General features: G+C 70.4%; 16 protein-coding genes. All 16 read left to right on the top strand.

Annotated features, from left to right (window positions below; all coding sequences use genetic code 11):
* The first annotated feature begins 92 nt into the window (after window positions 1-92).
* The 16 genes from rsmH to ACFV0T_RS32815 all read left to right on the top strand — a co-directional run bounded on the left by rsmH (window position 93) and on the right by ACFV0T_RS32815 (window position 18,028).
* On the top strand, window positions 93-1,049 hold the full coding sequence (gene rsmH / locus ACFV0T_RS32890; RefSeq protein ID WP_385787275.1) for a 16S rRNA (cytosine(1402)-N(4))-methyltransferase RsmH: 957 nt from the start codon (window positions 93-95) through the stop codon (window positions 1,047-1,049).
* A gap of 72 nt (window positions 1,050-1,121) precedes the next feature.
* Window positions 1,122-1,592 carry a septum formation initiator family protein gene (locus ACFV0T_RS32885; RefSeq protein WP_385787272.1) on the top strand — a complete coding sequence of 157 codons (471 nt, stop codon included), beginning with the start codon at window positions 1,122-1,124 and terminating at the stop codon, window positions 1,590-1,592.
* On the top strand, window positions 1,589-3,559 hold the full coding sequence (locus ACFV0T_RS32880) for a peptidoglycan D,D-transpeptidase FtsI family protein (protein WP_385787269.1): 1,971 nt from the start codon (window positions 1,589-1,591) through the stop codon (window positions 3,557-3,559). The genes ACFV0T_RS32885 and ACFV0T_RS32880 overlap by 4 nt, the downstream gene beginning before the upstream one ends.
* 52 nt (window positions 3,560-3,611) lie before the next feature.
* On the top strand, window positions 3,612-5,267 hold the full coding sequence (locus tag ACFV0T_RS32875; protein WP_385787266.1) for a UDP-N-acetylmuramoyl-L-alanyl-D-glutamate--2,6-diaminopimelate ligase: 1,656 nt from the start codon (window positions 3,612-3,614) through the stop codon (window positions 5,265-5,267).
* 4 nt (window positions 5,268-5,271) lie between these two features.
* Window positions 5,272-6,702, top strand: coding sequence for a UDP-N-acetylmuramoyl-tripeptide--D-alanyl-D-alanine ligase (murF, locus tag ACFV0T_RS32870; RefSeq protein ID WP_385787263.1), 1,431 nt, complete (start codon window positions 5,272-5,274; stop codon window positions 6,700-6,702).
* Entirely contained in the window at window positions 6,702-7,772 is a 1,071-nt protein-coding gene (gene mraY, locus ACFV0T_RS32865; RefSeq protein ID WP_385787396.1) for a phospho-N-acetylmuramoyl-pentapeptide-transferase, read from the top strand. Before murF ends, mraY begins: the two co-directional genes overlap by 1 nt.
* Window positions 7,754-9,181, top strand: a complete 1,428-nt coding sequence (murD, locus tag ACFV0T_RS32860; protein WP_385787261.1) for a UDP-N-acetylmuramoyl-L-alanine--D-glutamate ligase — start codon at window positions 7,754-7,756, stop codon at window positions 9,179-9,181. The genes mraY and murD overlap by 19 nt, the downstream gene beginning before the upstream one ends.
* Before the next feature lie 95 nt (window positions 9,182-9,276).
* On the top strand, window positions 9,277-10,638 hold the full coding sequence (ftsW, locus tag ACFV0T_RS32855; protein ID WP_385787258.1) for a putative lipid II flippase FtsW: 1,362 nt from the start codon (window positions 9,277-9,279) through the stop codon (window positions 10,636-10,638).
* 6 nt (window positions 10,639-10,644) lie between these two features.
* Window positions 10,645-11,739 carry an undecaprenyldiphospho-muramoylpentapeptide beta-N-acetylglucosaminyltransferase gene (murG, locus tag ACFV0T_RS32850; RefSeq protein WP_385787256.1) on the top strand — a complete coding sequence of 365 codons (1,095 nt, stop codon included), beginning with the start codon at window positions 10,645-10,647 and terminating at the stop codon, window positions 11,737-11,739.
* A 137-nt stretch (window positions 11,740-11,876) separates the two neighbouring features.
* Complete coding sequence (locus tag ACFV0T_RS32845; RefSeq protein ID WP_385787253.1) at window positions 11,877-12,671, top strand: cell division protein FtsQ/DivIB; 795 nt, start codon at window positions 11,877-11,879, stop codon at window positions 12,669-12,671.
* A gap of 277 nt (window positions 12,672-12,948) precedes the next feature.
* On the top strand, window positions 12,949-14,145 hold the full coding sequence (ftsZ, locus tag ACFV0T_RS32840; protein ID WP_385787250.1) for a cell division protein FtsZ: 1,197 nt from the start codon (window positions 12,949-12,951) through the stop codon (window positions 14,143-14,145).
* A complete protein-coding gene (gene pgeF / locus ACFV0T_RS32835) occupies window positions 14,142-14,879 on the top strand; it encodes a peptidoglycan editing factor PgeF (RefSeq protein ID WP_385787247.1) in 738 nt (245 codons plus the stop codon). The genes ftsZ and pgeF overlap by 4 nt, the downstream gene beginning before the upstream one ends.
* 6 nt (window positions 14,880-14,885) lie before the next feature.
* The gene (locus ACFV0T_RS32830; protein WP_385787244.1) at window positions 14,886-15,605 is read left to right on the top strand and encodes a YggS family pyridoxal phosphate-dependent enzyme; all 720 of its coding nucleotides are present in this window, start codon (window positions 14,886-14,888) and stop codon (window positions 15,603-15,605) included.
* A 128-nt stretch (window positions 15,606-15,733) separates the two neighbouring features.
* Window positions 15,734-16,375: a cell division protein SepF gene (locus ACFV0T_RS32825; protein ID WP_385787241.1), complete on the top strand. Its 642-nt coding sequence runs from the start codon at window positions 15,734-15,736 to the stop codon at window positions 16,373-16,375.
* A gap of 50 nt (window positions 16,376-16,425) precedes the next feature.
* A complete protein-coding gene (locus ACFV0T_RS32820) occupies window positions 16,426-16,716 on the top strand; it encodes a YggT family protein (RefSeq protein WP_385787238.1) in 291 nt (96 codons plus the stop codon).
* A gap of 52 nt (window positions 16,717-16,768) precedes the next feature.
* The gene (locus ACFV0T_RS32815) at window positions 16,769-18,028 is read left to right on the top strand and encodes a DivIVA domain-containing protein (RefSeq protein ID WP_385787236.1); all 1,260 of its coding nucleotides are present in this window, start codon (window positions 16,769-16,771) and stop codon (window positions 18,026-18,028) included.
* The last annotated feature ends 45 nt before the right edge of the window (window positions 18,029-18,073 follow it).

Genomic DNA, 18,073 nt, shown 5'->3' with positions numbered 1-18,073 from the left:
CGGCTGACGCTTTCGGCGCCGGCAGGCCTCCCCTTCACGAGCGGGCGGGGGACCCGGCGGTGCGTATACCGCGCCGGACCTGAGAGGGCCCCTTGAGCCAGAGTCGACACGTCCCGGTGATGCTCCAGCGGTGCCTGGACCTGTTGGCCCCCGCCCTCGGCCGACCGGGTGCCGTGGTCGTCGACTGCACCCTCGGGCTCGGCGGCCATAGCGAGGCCCTGCTGACGCGTTTCCCGCAGGCCCGGCTCGTCGCCCTCGACCGCGACAAGGAGGCCCTGCGCCTGTCCGGCGAGCGGCTCGCCCCCTTCGGTGACCGCGCCACCCTGGTGCACGCGGTCTACGACGAACTCCCCGAGGTCCTCGACCGCCTCGGCATCCCGCGCGTCCAGGGCGTCCTGTTCGACCTCGGCGTCTCCTCCATGCAGCTCGACGAGGCCGACCGCGGCTTCGCCTACGCCCAGGACGCCCCGCTCGACATGCGCATGGACCAGACGACCGGCATGAGCGCCGCCGAGGTCCTCAACACCTACCCGCCCGGCGAACTCGTCCGGATCCTGCGGGCCTACGGCGAGGAGAAGCAGGCCAAGCGGATCGTCGGCGCCATCGTGCGGGTGCGCGAGCAGGAGCCGTTCAGCAACAGCGCCCGGCTGGTCGAGCTGATCCGGGACGCGCTGCCGCAGGCCGCCAAGCGCACCGGCGGCAACCCGGCCAAGCGCACCTTCCAGGCCCTGCGCATCGAGGTCAACGGCGAGCTGTCCGTCCTGGAGCGGGCGATCCCGGCGGCGGTCAAGGCACTCGACGTGAGCGGCCGGATCGCCGTCCTGTCGTACCACTCGCTCGAGGACCGCCTGGTCAAGCAGGTGTTCGCGGCCGGAGCCGCCAACACCGCGCCACCCGGTCTGCCGGTCGTCCCCGAGCGTTACCAGCCCCGGCTCAAGCTGCTCACACGCGGTGCCGAACTTCCCACCGAGGAAGAGGTCGCCGAGAACCGGCGGGCCGCCCCGGCCCGGCTGCGTGGAGCGGAGCGCATCAGGGAGGACGTCGAGTGACGCAGGCGCAGGACGGGCGTGCCGACACGACACCCGGACCCGGGTTCGGAATTCCAGCTCAGTGGAGGGCGAGTGAGTAGGAAACCCGAACTGAAGGGGAGGGCCGCCCGTCTCGCGCGGCTCTTCCCGTCAGGTCCCGGCCGGGCGGCCCGGACTCCGTTCGTCCTCCTCGTCGTCCTCCTCCTCGGCGGCGGCCTCATCGGTCTCCTCGTGCTCAACTCGGCCCTCAGCGAAGGCTCGTTCCAGCTGGACGACCTCCAGACCGACACCAAGAACCTCACCGACGAGGAGCAGGCGCTCCAGCGCGACGTGGACTCCTACTCCGCACCCGACGCCCTCCAGCGCCGCGCCCGCGAACTGGGCATGGTCCCCGGCGGCGATCCCGCCTTCCTCGACCCGGACGGCACCGTCAAGGGCGTTCCCTCGGCGGCGGCCCGGCGGTCCGCGACGCAGCTCCCGATCGCGCTGCGCCCACCGGAGGCGCTCAGCTCCGCACCCCTGCCCAGCGCGCCGCCCACCCCGACCACGACCCCTGGCAGGTGACGAAAGTGTCCGACAGGGAACCGCCACGCCGCCGCGTGCCAGGCCCGGCCCGCCCCGCTCGGCCGGGCACGGCCCGGCGACGGCCCGGCCCCGGTGCCCGGCCGGCCCGTCGGCCCGTCCCGGCCCGGCCCGCGGCGCCGCAGGTCCTGCGGCTGGGCAGCCCTCGTCCCCGGCTGCGCATGGTCAGCCTCGCCCTGACCCTGGTGCTGATCGCGTTCGTCGTACGCCTGCTCCAGGTGCAGGCCGTCGACGCCGGCGCGTACGCTGCCAAGGCCGAGCAGAACCGCTACGTCGTGCACACCCTGGCCGCCGAGCGCGGCGGGATCACCGACCGCAACGGCGTGGCGCTGGCGGCCAGCGTCGACGCGTACGACATCACCGCCGACCCCACGATGTTCACGCGCAAGCAGCTGAAGGTCGGCGACGGGCCCGAGCAGGCGGCGGCGCTGCTCGCCCCGATCCTCGGCCTGGACCAGGCCGTGCTCGTCAGGAAGCTCAGGCCCGGCGACAAGAAGCTCCAGTACGTCAGGCTCGCCGGGCGCCAGACCCCGCAGGTCTGGACGCAGATCAAGGACCTGAAGGCCGCCCTCGCCAAGAAGGCGCAGACGGACGACGCCACCGTCAACGCCCTCGCCGGTGTCTTCGCCGACCCCACCAGCAGGCGCGTGTACCCCAACGGCGACCTCGCCGCCGGGATACTGGGCTGGGTCAACGCCGACGGCAAGGGCGGCGGCGGCGTCGAGCAGCAGCTGAACCAACTGCTGACCGGCGAGGACGGCAAGATCCGCTACGCCCAGTCGGGCGGCCGTCAGGTGCCGACCGTGGGCTCCACCGAGACGCCCGCCGTGCCCGGCAGCGATGTCGAGCTCACCATCGACCGCGACATCCAGTGGGCCGCGCAGAACGCCATCACCGAGCAGGTGAGGAAGTCCAAGGCGGACCGCGGCTACGTCATCGTGCAGGACACCCGCACCGGCGAGATCCTGGCCATGGCCAACTCGCCCGGCTTCGACCCCAACGACCTGTCCGAGGCCAGCCCTTCGGCCCTCGGCAACGCGGCCCTCCAGGACGCCTACGAGCCCGGCTCCACCGCCAAGGTCATGTCGATGGCCGCCGTGCTGGAGGAGAACGCCGCCACGCCGCTGACGCACGTCACCGTGCCCAACCGGCTGCACCGCGGCGACCGGCTCTTCAAGGACGACATCGACCACTCGACCTGGTCCCTGACGCTCAACGGCGTCCTGGCCAAGTCCAGCAACATCGGCACGATCCTCGCCACCGGGCAGCTCGGCAAGACGCAGCGCGAGGCCAACCGGGTCCTCTCCTCCTACCTGCGCAAGTTCGGCATCGGCGGCTACACCGGACTCGGCTTCCCCGGTGAGACGAGGGGCATCCTCGCGGCGCCGGACTCCTGGTCCACGTCGCAGCAGTACACGATTCCTTTCGGCCAGGGCGTGTCCATCAACGCCATGCAGGCGGCGTCCGTCTACTCGACGATCGCCAACGGCGGGGTCCGCGTCGAGCCCACCCTCGTCCGCGGCACCAAGGGAGCGGACGAGCGTTTCACCCCGGCCGCGCAGCCCAAGAAGACCCGGGTCATCAGTGCGAAGACGGCCAAGAGCCTCGCCCAGATGCTGGAGTCGGTCGTGGACGACCAGGAGGGCACCGGCACCAAGGCGCGCATCCCGGGCTACCGTGTCGCGGGCAAGACCGGTACGGCCAACCGCGTGGATCCGGCCACCGGCAAGTACAAGGGATACACGTCGTCGTTCGCCGGATTCGCCCCCGCGGACAACCCGCGCGTCACCGTCTACTGCGCGATCCAGAACGCCACCGAGGGCAGCTACTTCGGCGGCCAGATCTGCGGCCCCATCTACAAGCAGGTCATGGAGTTCGCGCTGAAGACCCTCCAGGTCCCGCCCACCGGGGCGAAGGCCGCCAGCCTCCCCGTCTCCTTCAAGCCCTGACCGGCACGGAACACAGCACCGCTCAGCACCGAACCAGCCAGGAAACCAGCCCGTGACCATGATCACTCCCCAGCCCGGGAACCGGGGCGCGCCAGGCCCCTCGCTTCGCTCGCAGCCCGGTGCGCCCGGTACGCTCACCGCCGTGCCACACGCTGATCAGTCCCAAATCACCCAGAAGGGCGTTCCCGTGACATACCCGGGCCCGCCCCGGCCGGTCCAGGTCTCCGTAACCCCCCTTGCGGAGCTCGCCGATCAGCTGGGCGCCACCACTCCGGAACACGCCGCCGACATCACGGGCATCACCCATGACTCGCGCGCCGTCCGCCCCGGCGACCTCTACGCCGCTCTGCCCGGCGCCCGCGCGCACGGCGCCGACTTCGTCGTGCAGGCGGCCGGGCTCGGCGCGGTCGCCGTCCTGACCGATCCGGCCGGCGCCGAACGCGCCGCCGCCACCGGCCTGCCGGTACTGCTCGTCGACGACCCGCGCGGCCGCATGGGCGAGCTGGCGGCCACCATCTACGGCCACCCCGGCCGCGACCTGCTCCAGATCGGCATCACCGGCACCTCCGGCAAGACCACGACCGCCTACCTGGTCGAGGGCGGCCTGAAGGCGGACCGCGCCACCGGACTGATCGGCACCGTCGAGATGCGCATCGGCGACGAGCGCATCAAGTCCGAGCGGACCACCCCCGAGGCCACCGACCTCCAGGCCCTGTTCGCGGTGATGCGCGAGCGCGGTGTCGAGGCGGTCGCCATGGAGGTCTCCAGCCACGCCCTGGTGCTCGGCCGGGTCGACGGCTGTGTCTTCGACATCGCCGTCTTCAACAACCTCAGCCCGGAACACATGGAGTTCCACTCCGACATGGAGGACTACTTCCGGGCCAAGGCGCAGCTGTTCACCCCGGAACGCAGCAGGCTCGGCGTCGTCAACTTCGACGACGACTACGGCCGCAGGCTGGCCGGGGAGGCCACCGTCCCGGTCGTCACCTTCTCCGCCGAGGGCCACCCCGACGCCGACTGGCGTGCCGAGGAGGTCCGGGTCGGCCCGATGGACTCGACGTTCGTCGTGGCCGGTCCCGAGGGGCAGCGGGTCGCCGCCAGGTCTCCGCTGCCGGGTCCCTTCAACGTGGCCAACACCCTCGCCGCGATCGTCGCCCTCGCGATGGCCGGTCTCGACCCGCAGACCGCCGCCGACGGCGTGTCGGCGGTGCCCGGGGTGCCGGGCCGCCTGGAGCGGGTCGACGCGGGGCAGCCGTACCTCGCGGTCGTCGACTACGCGCACAAGACCGACGCCGTCGAGTCGGTGCTGCGCGCCCTGCGCAAGGTCACCAAGGGCCGGGTGCACATCGTGCTCGGCTGCGGCGGCGACCGGGACACGACCAAGCGCCGGCCGATGGGCGCCGCCGCCGCCCGGCTCGCCGACACGGCCGTACTGACCTCCGACAACCCCCGCTCCGAGGATCCCCTGGCGATCCTGGCGAGCATGCTCGAGGGCGCGGCCTCCGTACCCGCGCACGAGCGCGGCGAGGTGCTCCTCTTCGAGGACCGGGCCGCCGCGATCGCCGCCGCCGTCGCCCGCGCCCAGGCGGGGGACACCGTGCTGGTCGCGGGCAAGGGCCATGAGCAGGGCCAGGACATCGCCGGAGTGGTCCGTCCCTTCGACGACCGCCAGGTGCTTCGCGCAGCTATCCAGAAGACTCAGGGATGAACTTGTGATCGCCCTCTCCCTCGCCGAGATCGCAGCAGTCGTCGGCGGGCAGACGCACGACATACCGGATCCGTCCGTCCAGGTCACCGGGCCGGTCGTCCGGGACTCCCGAGAGGTGGTGCCGGGCGGCCTGTTCGTCGCCTTCGTCGGTGAACGCGTGGACGGCCACGACTTCGCGCGGGCGGTCGTCGACGCGGGCGCCGTCGCCGTGCTGGCGTCCCGGCCCGTCGGTGTCCCCGCGATCGTGGTCGAGGACGTCCAGAGCGCCCTCGGCGCCCTCGCCCGGCACGTGGTGCGCGAACTCGGCACCACCCTCGTCGCCCTCACCGGCTCCGCGGGCAAGACCAGTACCAAGGACCTGATCGCGCAGGTGCTCCAGCGCAAGGGACCCACGGTGTGGACCCCCGGCTCGCTCAACAACGAGATCGGGCTGCCGCTGACCGCCCTCAGCGCCACCGAGGAGACCAGGTTCCTGGTGCTGGAGATGGGCGCCCGCGGTATCGGCCACATCCGTTACCTGACCGACCTGACGCCGCCGAGGATCGGCCTCGTGCTCAACGTCGGCACCGCCCACATCGGCGAGTTCGGCGGCCGCGAGCAGATCGCCCTGGCGAAGGGCGAACTCGTGGAGGCACTGCCCGCGGCCGGGGACGGCGGTGTCGCGGTCCTCAACGCCGACGACCCGTTGGTACGGGCCATGGCCTCCCGTACGAAGGCGAAGGTGGTCTTTTTCGGAGAGTCCGACGAAGCGGACGTTCGCGCCGAGAACGTGCGACTCATGGACAGTGGACAGCCCGCCTTCAGTCTTCGCACACCCTCCGGGTGCAGTGATGTGACCATGCGCCTGTACGGTGAGCATCACGTGTCGAACGCGCTCGCCGCGGCCGCCGTCGCCCATGAGCTGGGCATGTCCGCGGAAGAGATCGCCACCGCGCTTTCCCAGGCGGGCTCCCTCTCCCGCTGGCGGATGGAGGTCACCGAGCGCCCGGACGGCGTGACGGTCGTCAACGACGCCTACAACGCGAACCCCGAGTCCATGCGAGCCGCCTTGCGCGCGCTCGCGGCAATGGGCAAAGCCGCACAGGCGAACGGGGGCCGTACGTGGGCGGTGCTCGGCAAGATGGCCGAGCTCGGGGACGAGGCTCTCGCCGAGCACGACGCGGTCGGACGGCTCGCCGTCCGGCTCAATGTCGGCAAGCTCGTCGCGGTCGGGGGCAGGGAAGCCGCCTGGCTGCAACTGGGCGCATATAACGAGGGTTCGTGGGGTGAGGAGTCGGTGCACGTGTCCGACGCACAGGCGGCGGTCGACCTGTTGCGCAGCGAGTTGCGCCCAGGTGACGTCGTGCTCGTGAAGGCGTCCCGATCGGTCGGTCTCGAGAGCGTGGCGCAGGCGCTGCTCGAGAGCGGTGCCGAGGGTGAGGTTTCCGCCCGATGATGAAGCAGATCCTGTTCTCAGGTGTCATTGGTCTGTTCCTGACCCTGATCGGCACTCCGCTGCTGATCAAGCTCCTCGCACGCAAGGGCTACGGTCAGTACATCCGCGACGACGGTCCGCGCGAGCACGCCAGCAAGCGCGGTACGCCGACCATGGGTGGTATCGCGTTCATCTTCGCGACGATCGCGGCCTACTTCCTGTCCAAGGTCATCACCGGCTACACGCCCACGTACTCGGGCCTGTTGGTGCTGGGCCTGATGACGGGCATGGGCCTGGTCGGCTTCCTGGACGACTACATCAAGATCGTCAAGCGGCGGTCGCTCGGTCTGCGGGCCAAGGCGAAGATGGCCGGCCAGCTGACCGTCGGTATCGCCTTCGCGGTGCTCTCGCTCCAGTTCGCGGACGGCCGCAACCAGACCCCGGCCTCGACGAAGCTGTCGTTCATCACGGACTTCGGCTGGACGATCGGCCCGGTGCTGTTCGTCGTCTGGGCGCTGTTCATGATCCTGGCGATGTCCAACGGCGTGAACCTGACCGACGGTCTGGACGGTCTGGCCACCGGCGCCTCCGTCCTCGTCTTCGGCGCCTACACCTTCATCGGCGTCTGGCAGTTCCAGGAGTCCTGCGCCAACTCGATGACCCTGACGAACCCGAACGCCTGCTACGAGGTGCGCGATCCGCTCGACCTCGCGGTCATCGCCTCGGCGCTGATGGGTTCCTGCCTCGGCTTCCTGTGGTGGAACACCTCGCCCGCCAAGATCTTCATGGGCGACACCGGTTCGCTGGCGCTCGGCGGTGTCCTCGCGGGCCTCGCCATCTGCTCCCGCACCGAGCTGCTGATCGCCATCCTCGGCGGTCTGTTCGTCCTCATCACCATGTCGGTCGTCATCCAGGTCGGCTCCTTCCGGCTCACCGGCAAGCGCGTCTTCCGCATGGCGCCACTCCAGCACCACTTCGAACTCAAGGGCTGGTCCGAGGTCCTTGTGGTGGTCCGTTTCTGGATCATCCAGGGCATCTGTGTGATCGTCGGACTGGGCCTCTTCTACGCGGGATGGGCAGCGGACAAGTGACCGACTGGCAGGGGAAGAACGTCACCGTCGCCGGGCTCGGCGTCTCCGGCGTCCCGGCGGCCAAGGTGCTGCACGGGCTCGGCGCGAAGGTCACCGTCGTCAACGACGGCGACGACGACCGGGCGCGGGCCCAGGCCGCCGAACTGGAGGCGCTCGGCGTCACCGTGCGTCTCGGTGACGGTGACACCCTGCCCGAAGGCACCGAACTCGTCGTCACCGCGCCCGGCTGGAAGCCGGACAAGCCGCTGTTCGCGGCCGCCGCCGAGGCCGGCGTCCCCGTCTGGGGCGACGTCGAACTGGCCTGGCGGCTCAGGGGCCCCGACGCCGCGCCCTGGCTGGCCGTCACCGGCACGAACGGCAAGACCACGACCGTCCAGATGCTCGCCGCCATCCTGAAGGCGGCGGGCCTGCGCACGGCCGCCGTCGGCAACATCGGCGTCTCGCTGCTGGACGCGGTCCTCGGCGACGAGCGTTACGACGTGCTCGCGGTCGAGCTGTCGAGCTACCAGCTGCACTGGGCGCCCTCCCTGCGCGCCCACTCGGCCGCCGTCCTGAACCTCGCCCCCGACCACCTCGACTGGCACGGCTCCATGGAGGCGTACGCCGCCGACAAGGGCCGTATCTACGAGGGAAATCGCATCGCCTGCGTCTACAACGTCGCCGACAAGGCCACCGAGGACCTGGTGCGCGCGGCGGACGTCGAGGAGGGCTGCCGGGCCGTCGGGTTCACCCTCGGCGCACCGGCGCCGTCCCAACTCGGCGTCGTGGACGGCATCCTGGTCGACCGGGCCTTCGTGGAGAACCGGCAGAAGAACGCCCAGGAACTGGCGGAGGTGTCGGACGTCGTGCCGGCCGCCCCGCACAACATCGCCAACGCGCTCGCGGCGGCGGCCCTCGCGCGCGCCTTCGGGGTGCCCGCCACGGCCGTACGGGACGGGCTGCGGGCCTTCACGCCGGACGCCCACCGCATCGCGCACGTGGCCGACGTGGACGGGGTCGCGTACGTCGACGACTCCAAGGCGACCAACACGCACGCGGCGGAGGCCTCTTTGGCGGCCTACGAGTCGATCGTCTGGATCGCGGGCGGACTGGCCAAGGGCGCGACCTTCGACGAACTCGTCGCCAAGTCCGCGAAGCGGCTTCGCGGAGCCGTCCTCATCGGCGCGGACCGGGCCCTGATCCGTGAAGCCCTGGCGCGACACGCCCCTGAAGTACCCGTCGTCGACCTCGACCGGACCGACACTGGGGCGATGTCCGCGGCGGTCCGGGAGGCGCAGCGACTCGCCTCCGCCGGCGACACCGTACTGCTGGCCCCGGCCTGCGCGTCCATGGACATGTTCGCCAATTACAACAAGCGCGGTGACGCGTTCGCGGAGGCGGTGCGCGAACTCGGCGCCGGGGGTGTCTGATCGCCATCGGACATCTCCGCTGACCCGGCCGCCTGCCGGGCGACTCTGGGAGGGACGCGTGGGACCGTCGAGGCCGACGTACAGCGGAGACACCGATGCCAGGTAGCCGTACCGGGCGTCCGCCCGTGCAGCGTGCGGCCCGGCGCCCGGCCGCTGCCCGGCCCGCGCGCGGCAGGCCGCTGCAGGTCCTCTATCTGCGGGCCCGCAGAGCGTGGGACCGGCCGCTCACCGCGTACTACCTGATCCTCGGCGGCAGTCTGCTGATCACCGTGCTCGGTCTGGTGATGGTCTACTCGGCCTCCCAGATCACGGCGTTGCAGATGGCGCTGCCGGGGTCGTTCTTCTTTCGCAAACAGTTCCTGGCCGCCTCCATCGGTGGCGGACTGCTGCTGCTCGCCTCCCGGATGCCGGTGACACTGCACCGCGCGCTGGCCTACCCGATCCTGGCCGGCGCCGTCTTCATGATGGCTCTGGTGCAGGTGCCGGGCATAGGAGTCGCGGTCAACGGCAACCAGAACTGGATCTCGCTCGGCGGTTCCTTCCAGATCCAGCCCAGCGAGTTCGGCAAGCTCGCGCTGGTGCTGTGGGGCGCGGACCTGATCGCGCGCAAACAGGACAAGAAACTGCTGGCCCAGTGGAAGCACATGCTGGTGCCGCTCGTGCCGGTGGCCTTCCTGCTGCTCGGGCTGATCATGCTCGGCGGCGACATGGGCACCGCGATCATCCTCACGGCGATCCTGTTCGGGCTGCTGTGGCTGGCGGGCGCGCCGACCCGGCTGTTCGTGGGTGTGCTGTCGATCGCGGCCACGATCGGCGTGATCCTCATCAAGACCAGCCCGAACCGGATGGCCCGGCTCTCCTGCATCGGCGCCACCGAACCGCAGAGCGGCCCGGTCGACTGCTGGCAGGCCGTGCACGGCATCTACGCCCTCGCCTCGGGCGGAATCTTCGGTTCCGGGCTCGGTGCGAGTGTGGAGAAATGGGGCCAACTCCCCGAAGCGCACACCGACTTCATCTTCGCCGTCACCGGCGAGGAACTGGGCCTGGCGGGGACACTGTCGGTGCTCGCCCTGTTCGCGGCTCTAGGCTATGCGGGTATCCGCGTGGCCGGACGCACGGAGGACCCCTTCGTCAGGTATGCCGCGGGAGGCGTGACCACCTGGATCGTCGCTCAGGCGGTGATCAACATCGGTGCGGTGCTCGGCCTGCTGCCGATCGCCGGAGTTCCCCTCCCGCTGTTCTCCTACGGTGGATCCGCCCTGCTGCCGACCATGTTCGCCATCGGGTTGCTGATCGCCTTCGCGCGCGACGAACCCGCTGCGCGGGCGGCGCTTGCGATGCGGCAGACCCGCTTTGGTAGAAAGCGGGCTGGAGGCCCCGCGCCCGACCTGGGGCCTCGGAGATGGAACACGATGCGACGGCGTGCCTCGGCGGCGCGCTCGTCCGGAGAGCGGTGAATTTCGGTGCATGTCGTACTCGCTGGTGGGGGGACCGCCGGCCACATCGAGCCCGCGCTCGCCCTCGCGGACGCCCTGCGCAGGCAGGACCCCACGGTGGGGATCACGGCCCTGGGCACGGAGCGCGGCCTGGAGACCCGGCTCGTACCGGAGAGGGGCTATGAGCTCGCGCTGATCCCCGCCGTGCCACTGCCGCGCAAGCCCACCCCCGAGCTGATCACCGTCCCGGGCCGGCTGCGCGGCACGATCAAGGCGGCCGAGCAGATCCTGGAGCGCACCAAGGCGGACGCCATCGTCGGCTTCGGCGGCTATGTCGCCCTGCCCGGCTACCTCGCCGCCAAGCGCCTCGGCGTGCCGATCGTGATCCACGAGGCCAACGCCCGCCCCGGCCTGGCCAACAAGATCGGCTCGCGGTACGCGGCCCGGGTCGCCGTCTCCACCCCGGACAGCAAGCTGCGCGACGCCCGCTACATCGGCATCCCGCTGCGCCGCTCCATCGCCACCCTCGACCGGGCCGCCGTACGCCCGGAGGCCCGCGCGGCGTTCGGACTCGACCCCAACCTGCCGACGCTGCTCGTCTCCGGCGGCTCGCAGGGTGCCCGCCGCCTCAACGAGGTGGTCCAGCAGGTCGCGCCGTGGCTCCAGCAGGCCGGCATCCAGATCCTGCACGCGGTCGGCCCCAAGAACGAACTGCCGCAGGTGCATCAGATGCCCGGGATGCCCCCGTACATCCCGGTACCGTACGTGGACCGGATGGACCTCGCGTACGCCGCGGCCGACATGATGCTCTGCCGCGCGGGCGCGATGACCGTCGCCGAACTCTCCGCCGTCGGGCTCCCGGCCGCCTACGTCCCGCTGCCCATCGGCAACGGTGAACAGCGGCTGAACGCCCAGCCGGTGGTCAAGGCCGGCGGCGGTCTGCTCGTCGACGACGCGGAACTCACGCCCGAGTGGGTGCGGGAGACCGTCCTGCCCGTGCTCGCCGACCCGCACCGGCTGTACGAGATGTCCCGCGCCGCCAGCGAGTTCGGCCGCCGGGACGCCGACGACCTGCTCGTCGGCATGGTCTACGAGGCGATCGCCTCGCGCCGTCACCAGTAACGCATCGGCGAGTGAGCCGAAGGGGCGCGGCGGTGTCGGGAGATTGAGCGCGCGAAGGCCCGAAAGGCCGGGCACGCTTGAGCTCTCGACACCGACCCGGGCGCCCCGGAGGCGAGCGAGCCACGAAGGGAGTGCGCGTGGCCGGACCCACCATCGCAGAGCGCGGTGAACGCCGACAGGAGTCGTCCGGCCCGCCCCTCGTCCGAAGGTTCGGACGGCGTCGGCTTCGTGTGATGATCATTCTCGCGTTCGGTGCCGTCCTCCTGGGCGCGGGCTGCGTCTGGGCGTTGTACGGCTCGCAGTGGCTGCGCGTGGAGCGGGTCTCGGTCTCGGGCACCGGCGTGCTGACCCCGGAGCAGGTGCGCGAAGCCGCCGACGTACCGGTCGGAGCACCGCTCATTTCGGTCGACACCGATGTGATCGAGGCGCGACTGCGGCAGAAATTGCCCCGAATTGACTCGGTTGACGTGGTCCGTTCCTGGCCGCATGGAATCGGGCTGAAAGTGACCGAGCGTTCTCCGGTTCTGCTTGTCCGAAAGGGCGCCGCCTTCGTCGAAGTGGACGACGAAGGTGTCCGTTTCGCCACGGTTTCAGAGGCTCCGAGTGGCATTCCGGCGCTGGAATTGTCGGTTTCCCGGACGGGTTCGGCCACCGCGAGCCTGCGACGCTTCGACGAGGACCGGCTGGTTCTGGAGGCCGTCCGGGTCGCCGGGGACATTCCGGCCGCCGTCGCCCGCACGACCCGGGTCGTCAAGGTGCGTTCCTACGACGACATCTCGCTGGAGTTGACCGCCGACCGGACCGTCGTGTGGGGGAGTGGTGAGCAGGGTCCGCTGAAGGCCCGTACTCTGACCGCCCTGATGAAAGCGGCGTCCGACGCGCGGTACTTCGATGTCAGCGTGCCCACCGCCCCTGCGTCAGCGGTGAGTTGACGCACATCTGCGCAGGCCAGCACCCTGGTTGGGCAGCGCTACGCCTGATCACATAGGGTGAAAAGAAAAACGGGAGGTTCGGCGTGTTCGTTGAACGTGCGCCACTTGTCGACTTAGTGTCCTGTTCAGAAGACTCCAGGGAACAGACACACTGGTAACCCTAAACTTCAGGGTTAGGGTTCGGGTCGGCGTTACGGACCGTCCCATTTCGGCATCAGTCGTCGGATCGCAACACGGCGAGGCGGCGACACGTAACTCGAGGCGAGAGGCCTTCGACGTGGCAGCACCGCAGAACTACCTCGCAGTCATCAAAGTCATCGGTGTCGGCGGCGGTGGTGTCAATGCCATCAACCGGATGATCGAGGTCGGTCTCAAGGGCGTCGAGTTCATCGCCATCAACACGGACGCGCAGGCGCTGTTGATGAGCGACGCCGACGTCAAGCTCGACGTCGGCCGCGAACTCACCCGCGGACTCGGCGCCGGCGCCAACCCGGCTGTCGGCCGCAAGGCGGCGGAAGATCACCGCGAGGAGATCGAGGAGGTCCTCAAGGGGGCCGACATGGTCTTCGTGACGGCCGGCGAGGGCGGCGGCACCGGCACCGGCGGCGCGCCCGTCGTGGCCAACATCGCCCGCTCGCTCGGCGCCCTCACCATCGGCGTGGTCACGCGCCCGTTCACCTTCGAGGGACGGCGCCGCGCGAACCAGGCCGAGGACGGCATCGCGGAACTCCGCGAAGAGGTCGACACCCTCATCGTCATCCCGAACGACCGGCTGCTGTCCATCTCGGACCGCCAGGTCTCGGTGCTCGACGCGTTCAAGTCGGCGGACCAGGTCCTGCTCTCCGGTGTCCAGGGCATCACGGACCTGATCACCACCCCCGGCCTGATCAACCTCGACTTCGCCGACGTGAAGTCGGTCATGTCCGAGGCCGGTTCGGCCCTCATGGGCATCGGCTCGGCCCGCGGCGACGACCGCGCGGTGGCCGCGGCCGAGATGGCGATCTCCTCGCCGCTGCTGGAGGCGTCCATCGACGGCGCCCGGGGCGTCCTGCTCTCCATCTCCGGCGGCTCCGACCTCGGCCTGTTCGAGATCAACGAGGCGGCCCAGCTGGTCAGCGAGGCGGCCCACCCCGAGGCCAACATCATCTTCGGCGCGGTCATCGACGACGCCCTCGGCGACGAGGTGCGGGTCACCGTGATCGCGGCCGGCTTCGACGGCGGTCAGCCGCCGGCCCGCCGGGACACCGTCCTCGGTTCGTCCTCGTCCTCGGCCCGGCGCGACGAGCCCGCCCCGGCGCGGCAGCAGGAGAGCCGTCCGTCCTTCGGCTCGCTCGGCAGCGTCACGCCGAAGGAGGAGCCGGAGCCCGCCCCGGAGCCGGTGCACGACCTCCCGGTCGGCCCGCCGGTCCCGCCGTCGCGCAGCTACTCCGACAGCGCGGCCGAAGAGCTCGACGTACCGGACTTCCTGAAGTGATAGGACAGCGCTCCGCAACGGGCACTGTGAACGGCGCGCACTTCGCCTTCACCGACAGGTGGGGCGGGGTGAGCGCCGTTCCGTACGAGGAGCTCAACCTCGGCGGCGCGGTCGGCGACGACCCCGACGCCGTACGCGCCAACCGCGAGCTGGCGGCGAAGTCGCTGGAGCTCGACCCGGCCCGGGTGGTCTGGATGAACCAGGTGCACGGCAACGACGTCGCCGAGGTCGACGGACCGTGGACCACCCGGCTCGCCCCGCCGGTCGACGCTCTGGTGACCACCACCCGGGGGCTCGCCCTCGCGGTGCTCACCGCCGACTGCGTCCCGGTCCTGTTGGCCGACCCGGTGGCCGGGGTGGTCGCCGCGGCGCACGCCGGCCGGCCGGGCATGATCGCCGGGGTCGTACCCGCCGCCGTCGACGCGATGCGCTCCCTCGGCGCCGACCCCGCCCGCATCGTCGCCCGCACCGGACCCGCCGTCTGCGGCCGGTGCTACGAAGTGCCGGAAGCGATGCGTTCCGAGGTCGCCGCCGTCGAACCGGCGGCGCACGCCGAGACGAGCTGGGGCACTCCCGCCGTCGACGTGGCCGCCGGCGTGCACGCGCAGCTCGAACGGCTCGGGGTGCACGACCGGGAGCAGTCGCCGGTGTGCACGCTCGAGTCCGGCGACCACTTCTCGTACCGGCGCGACCGCACCACAGGGCGGCTCGCCGGCTACGTCTGGCTGGACTGATGGGGCATGACGGACCGTAAGGACGAACTCGCCGCAAATCTGGCGAAAGTGGAGCAGCGTATCACCGCCGCGTGCGTGGCCTCGGGCCGCAAGCGCGAGGAGGTGACCCTGATCGTGGTCACCAAGACCTATCCCGCGAGCGATGTGCGGGTCCTGTCGGAACTCGGCGTTCGTCATGTGGCCGAGAACCGGGACCAGGACGCGGCACCCAAAGCCGCCGAATGTTTGGATCTGCCCCTTATTTGGCATTTTGTCGGCCAATTGCAGACCAACAAGGTGCGATCAGTGGTGGGTTACGCAAATGTCGTGCAGTCCGTCGACCGCTCCAGGCTGGTGACCGCCCTGTCGAAGGAGGCCGTGCGCGCCGGGCGCGAACTGGGGTGTCTCCTCCAGGTCGCACTGGACGCGGGGGAGAGCGCGCGGGGCGAGCGGGGCGGCGTCGCGCCCGGCGGAATCGAAGAGTTGGCCGATCTGGTCGCCGGTGCTCCGGGGCTGCGGCTCGACGGACTGATGACGGTGGCCCCGCTCACCGGGGAGTACGCGGGGCGCCAACAGGCGGCGTTCGGGCGGTTGATGGATTTGTCGACCGACCTGCGCCGAGCCCATCCGGCTGCGAACATGGTCTCGGCAGGGATGAGTGCGGACCTCGAGGAGGCCGTGGCGGCCGGGGCGACACATGTGCGCGTCGGCACTGCGGTACTCGGAGTCCGCCCCAGGCTCGGGTAACGTCGCCAGGAAGTCGGACCACAGCAGAAAATATGGTCATTACCGCCGAAAGGCGGATGTAAAGACCACGTGGATCGCGGGACTTGGCAGTCGTCAGCGGATCCACCACAGAGCGGAGGACTCAGAGCATGGCCGGCGCGATGCGCAAGATGGCGGTCTACCTCGGCCTCGTGGAGGACGATGGGTACGACGGCCGGGGCTTCGACCCCGACGACGACTTCGAACCCGAACTGGACCCGGAGCCCGAGCGGGACCACCGGCGGCACGAGCCGTCGCACCAGTTGCACGGAGCACATCAGGCGCAAAGGGACGAACCGGTACGAGTGGTGCAGCCGTCACCTCCGCGTGACCCGATGCCCCACGCGGCTTCGCTCGCCGCGGAATCCGGGCGTCCGGCGCGCATCGCGCCCGTGGCATCCATCACACAAGAACGCCAGAGCCTGGAGAAGAACGCCCCGGTGATCATGCCCAAGGTCGTGTCGGAACGAGAGCCGTACCGGATCACCACGCTTCACCCCCGGACCTACAACGAGGCCCGTACCATCGGGGAACACTTCCGCGAGGGCACGCCGGTGATCATGAATCTGACTGAGATGGATGACACAGATGCGAAGCGACTTGTCGACTTTGCTGCCGGTTTGGTGTTTGGTCTTCACGGCAGCATCGAGCGGGTGACGCAGAAGGTGTTCCTGTTGTCGCCTGCTAACGTCGATGTCACGGCGGAGGACAAGGCCCGCATCGCAGAGGGCGGGTTCTTCAACCAGAGCTGAGACGCAGGACCGGAACGTCGTACGGAACAGGGGAGAGGGAAGCACAAGTCATGAGCGTGTTCGCGCAGGTGATCTACTACGCGCTGCTGCTTTTCCTCATCATCCTGATCTTCCGACTGGTCATGGACTACGTCTTCCAGTTCGCCCGCTCGTGGCAACCCGGCAAGGCGATGGTGGTCGTTCTGGAGGCCACCTACACTGTCACCGATCCGCCGCTGAAGCTTCTGCGGCGGTTCATTCCGCCGCTGCGTCTCGGGGGCGTGGCGCTAGACCTGTCCTTCTTCGTACTGATGATCATCGTCTACATCCTGATCTCCGTCGTGGGAAGTCTCGCGAGGTGACTGTGGACGATACGGTCTTGCCGACTGCCGATGACTACGTTGAGGTGAAGAGATGCCGTTGACCCCCGAGGACGTGCGGAACAAGCAGTTCACGACCGTCCGCCTCCGAGAAGGCTATGACGAGGACGAGGTCGATGCCTTCCTCGACGAGGTCGAAGCCGAACTGACGCGCCTGCTGCGCGAGAACGAGGACCTGCGCGCCAAGCTGGCCGCGGCCACGCGTGCTGCTGCCCAGAACCAGCAGAACATGCGCAAGCCTCCGGAACAGGACCAGCAGCAGGGCATGCCTCAGCAGGGGATGCCGCAGCAGGGCATGCCTCAGCAGGGGATGCCGCAGCAGGGCATGCCTCAGCAGGGGATGCCGCAGCAGGGCATGCGTGGTCCCGGCGGCCCCGTGCCGGCCGGCATATCGGGCCCGCCGCAGCAGCAGATGGGTGGCCCCATGGGTGGCCCGCCCCAGCTGCCGAGCGGTGCGCCGCAGCTGCCCGCCGGTCCCGGCGGTGGTCAGGGTGGTCCGCAGGGTCCCGGCCCGATGGGTCAGGGTCCGATGGGCCAGGGCCCCATGGGCCAGGGTGGTCCGATGGGCCAGGGCCCCATGGGTCAGGGTCCGATGGGCCAGGGTCCGATGGGTGGCCAGCCCCCCATGCAGCAGATGGGTGGCCCGATGGGCGGCCCCATGGGCGGTCCGATGGGCGGCCCCGGTCAGGGCCCCGGTGGCGACAGCGCCGCCCGTGTCCTCTCGCTGGCCCAGCAGACCGCCGACCAGGCGATCGCCGAGGCCCGCTCCGAGGCCAACAAGATCGTCGGCGAGGCTCGCAGCCGTGCCGAGGGTCTCGAGCGTGACGCCCGTGCCAAGGCCGACGCCCTGGAGCGGGACGCGCAGGAGAAGCACCGCGTCGCGATGGGCTCCCTGGAGTCCGCCCGCGCCACGCTGGAGCGCAAGGTCGAGGACCTGCGTGGCTTCGAGCGCGAGTACCGCACGCGTCTGAAGTCCTACCTGGAGTCGCAGCTGCGCCAGCTGGAGACCCAGGCCGACGACTCGCTGGCTCCGCCGCGTACCCCGGCGGCCGCGTCTCTGCCGCCGTCCCCGGCGCCTTCCATGGCCCCGGCCGGCGCGAGCGCCCCGTCGTACGGCACCAGCCAGGGCATGGGTGGTGGGCCGAGCCCCGCTCCCCCGTCCTACGGCGGCCAGCAGCAGATGACGCCGGCCATGACCCAGCCGATGGCGCCGGTGCGGCCGCAGGGCCCGTCGCCGATGGGCCAGGCGCCCTCGCCGATGCGCGGGTTCCTCATCGACGAGGACGACAACTGACGGTCATAGGTACGCCTTAGGCGTCGGCAGCGTTCAGGGCGAGGC

This window comes from Streptomyces sp. NPDC059582 (genome assembly GCF_042735715.1).
Taxonomy (GTDB): Bacteria; Actinomycetota; Actinomycetes; order Streptomycetales; family Streptomycetaceae; genus Streptomyces.
Note: the sequence above shows the minus strand (reverse complement) of the source record. Positions and strands in the feature narration are given on the sequence as shown.

Bases quoted from the DNA above. Each gene is read 5' to 3' on its own strand.
- ACFV0T_RS32820 (WP_385787238.1), top strand. From the start codon at position 16,426: ATGAGCGTGTTCGCGCAGGTGATCTACTACGCGCTGCTGCTTTTCCTC.
- ftsW (WP_385787258.1), top strand. From the start codon at position 9,277: ATGCCAGGTAGCCGTACCGGGCGTCCGCCCGTGCAGCGTGCGGCCCGG.
- ACFV0T_RS32815 (WP_385787236.1), top strand. From the start codon at position 16,769: ATGCCGTTGACCCCCGAGGACGTGCGGAACAAGCAGTTCACGACCGTC.
- mraY (WP_385787396.1), top strand. From the start codon at position 6,702: ATGAAGCAGATCCTGTTCTCAGGTGTCATTGGTCTGTTCCTGACCCTG.
- murD (WP_385787261.1), top strand. From the start codon at position 7,754: ATGGGCAGCGGACAAGTGACCGACTGGCAGGGGAAGAACGTCACCGTC.
- ACFV0T_RS32825 (WP_385787241.1), top strand. From the start codon at position 15,734: ATGGCCGGCGCGATGCGCAAGATGGCGGTCTACCTCGGCCTCGTGGAG.
- ACFV0T_RS32830 (WP_385787244.1), top strand. From the start codon at position 14,886: ATGACGGACCGTAAGGACGAACTCGCCGCAAATCTGGCGAAAGTGGAG.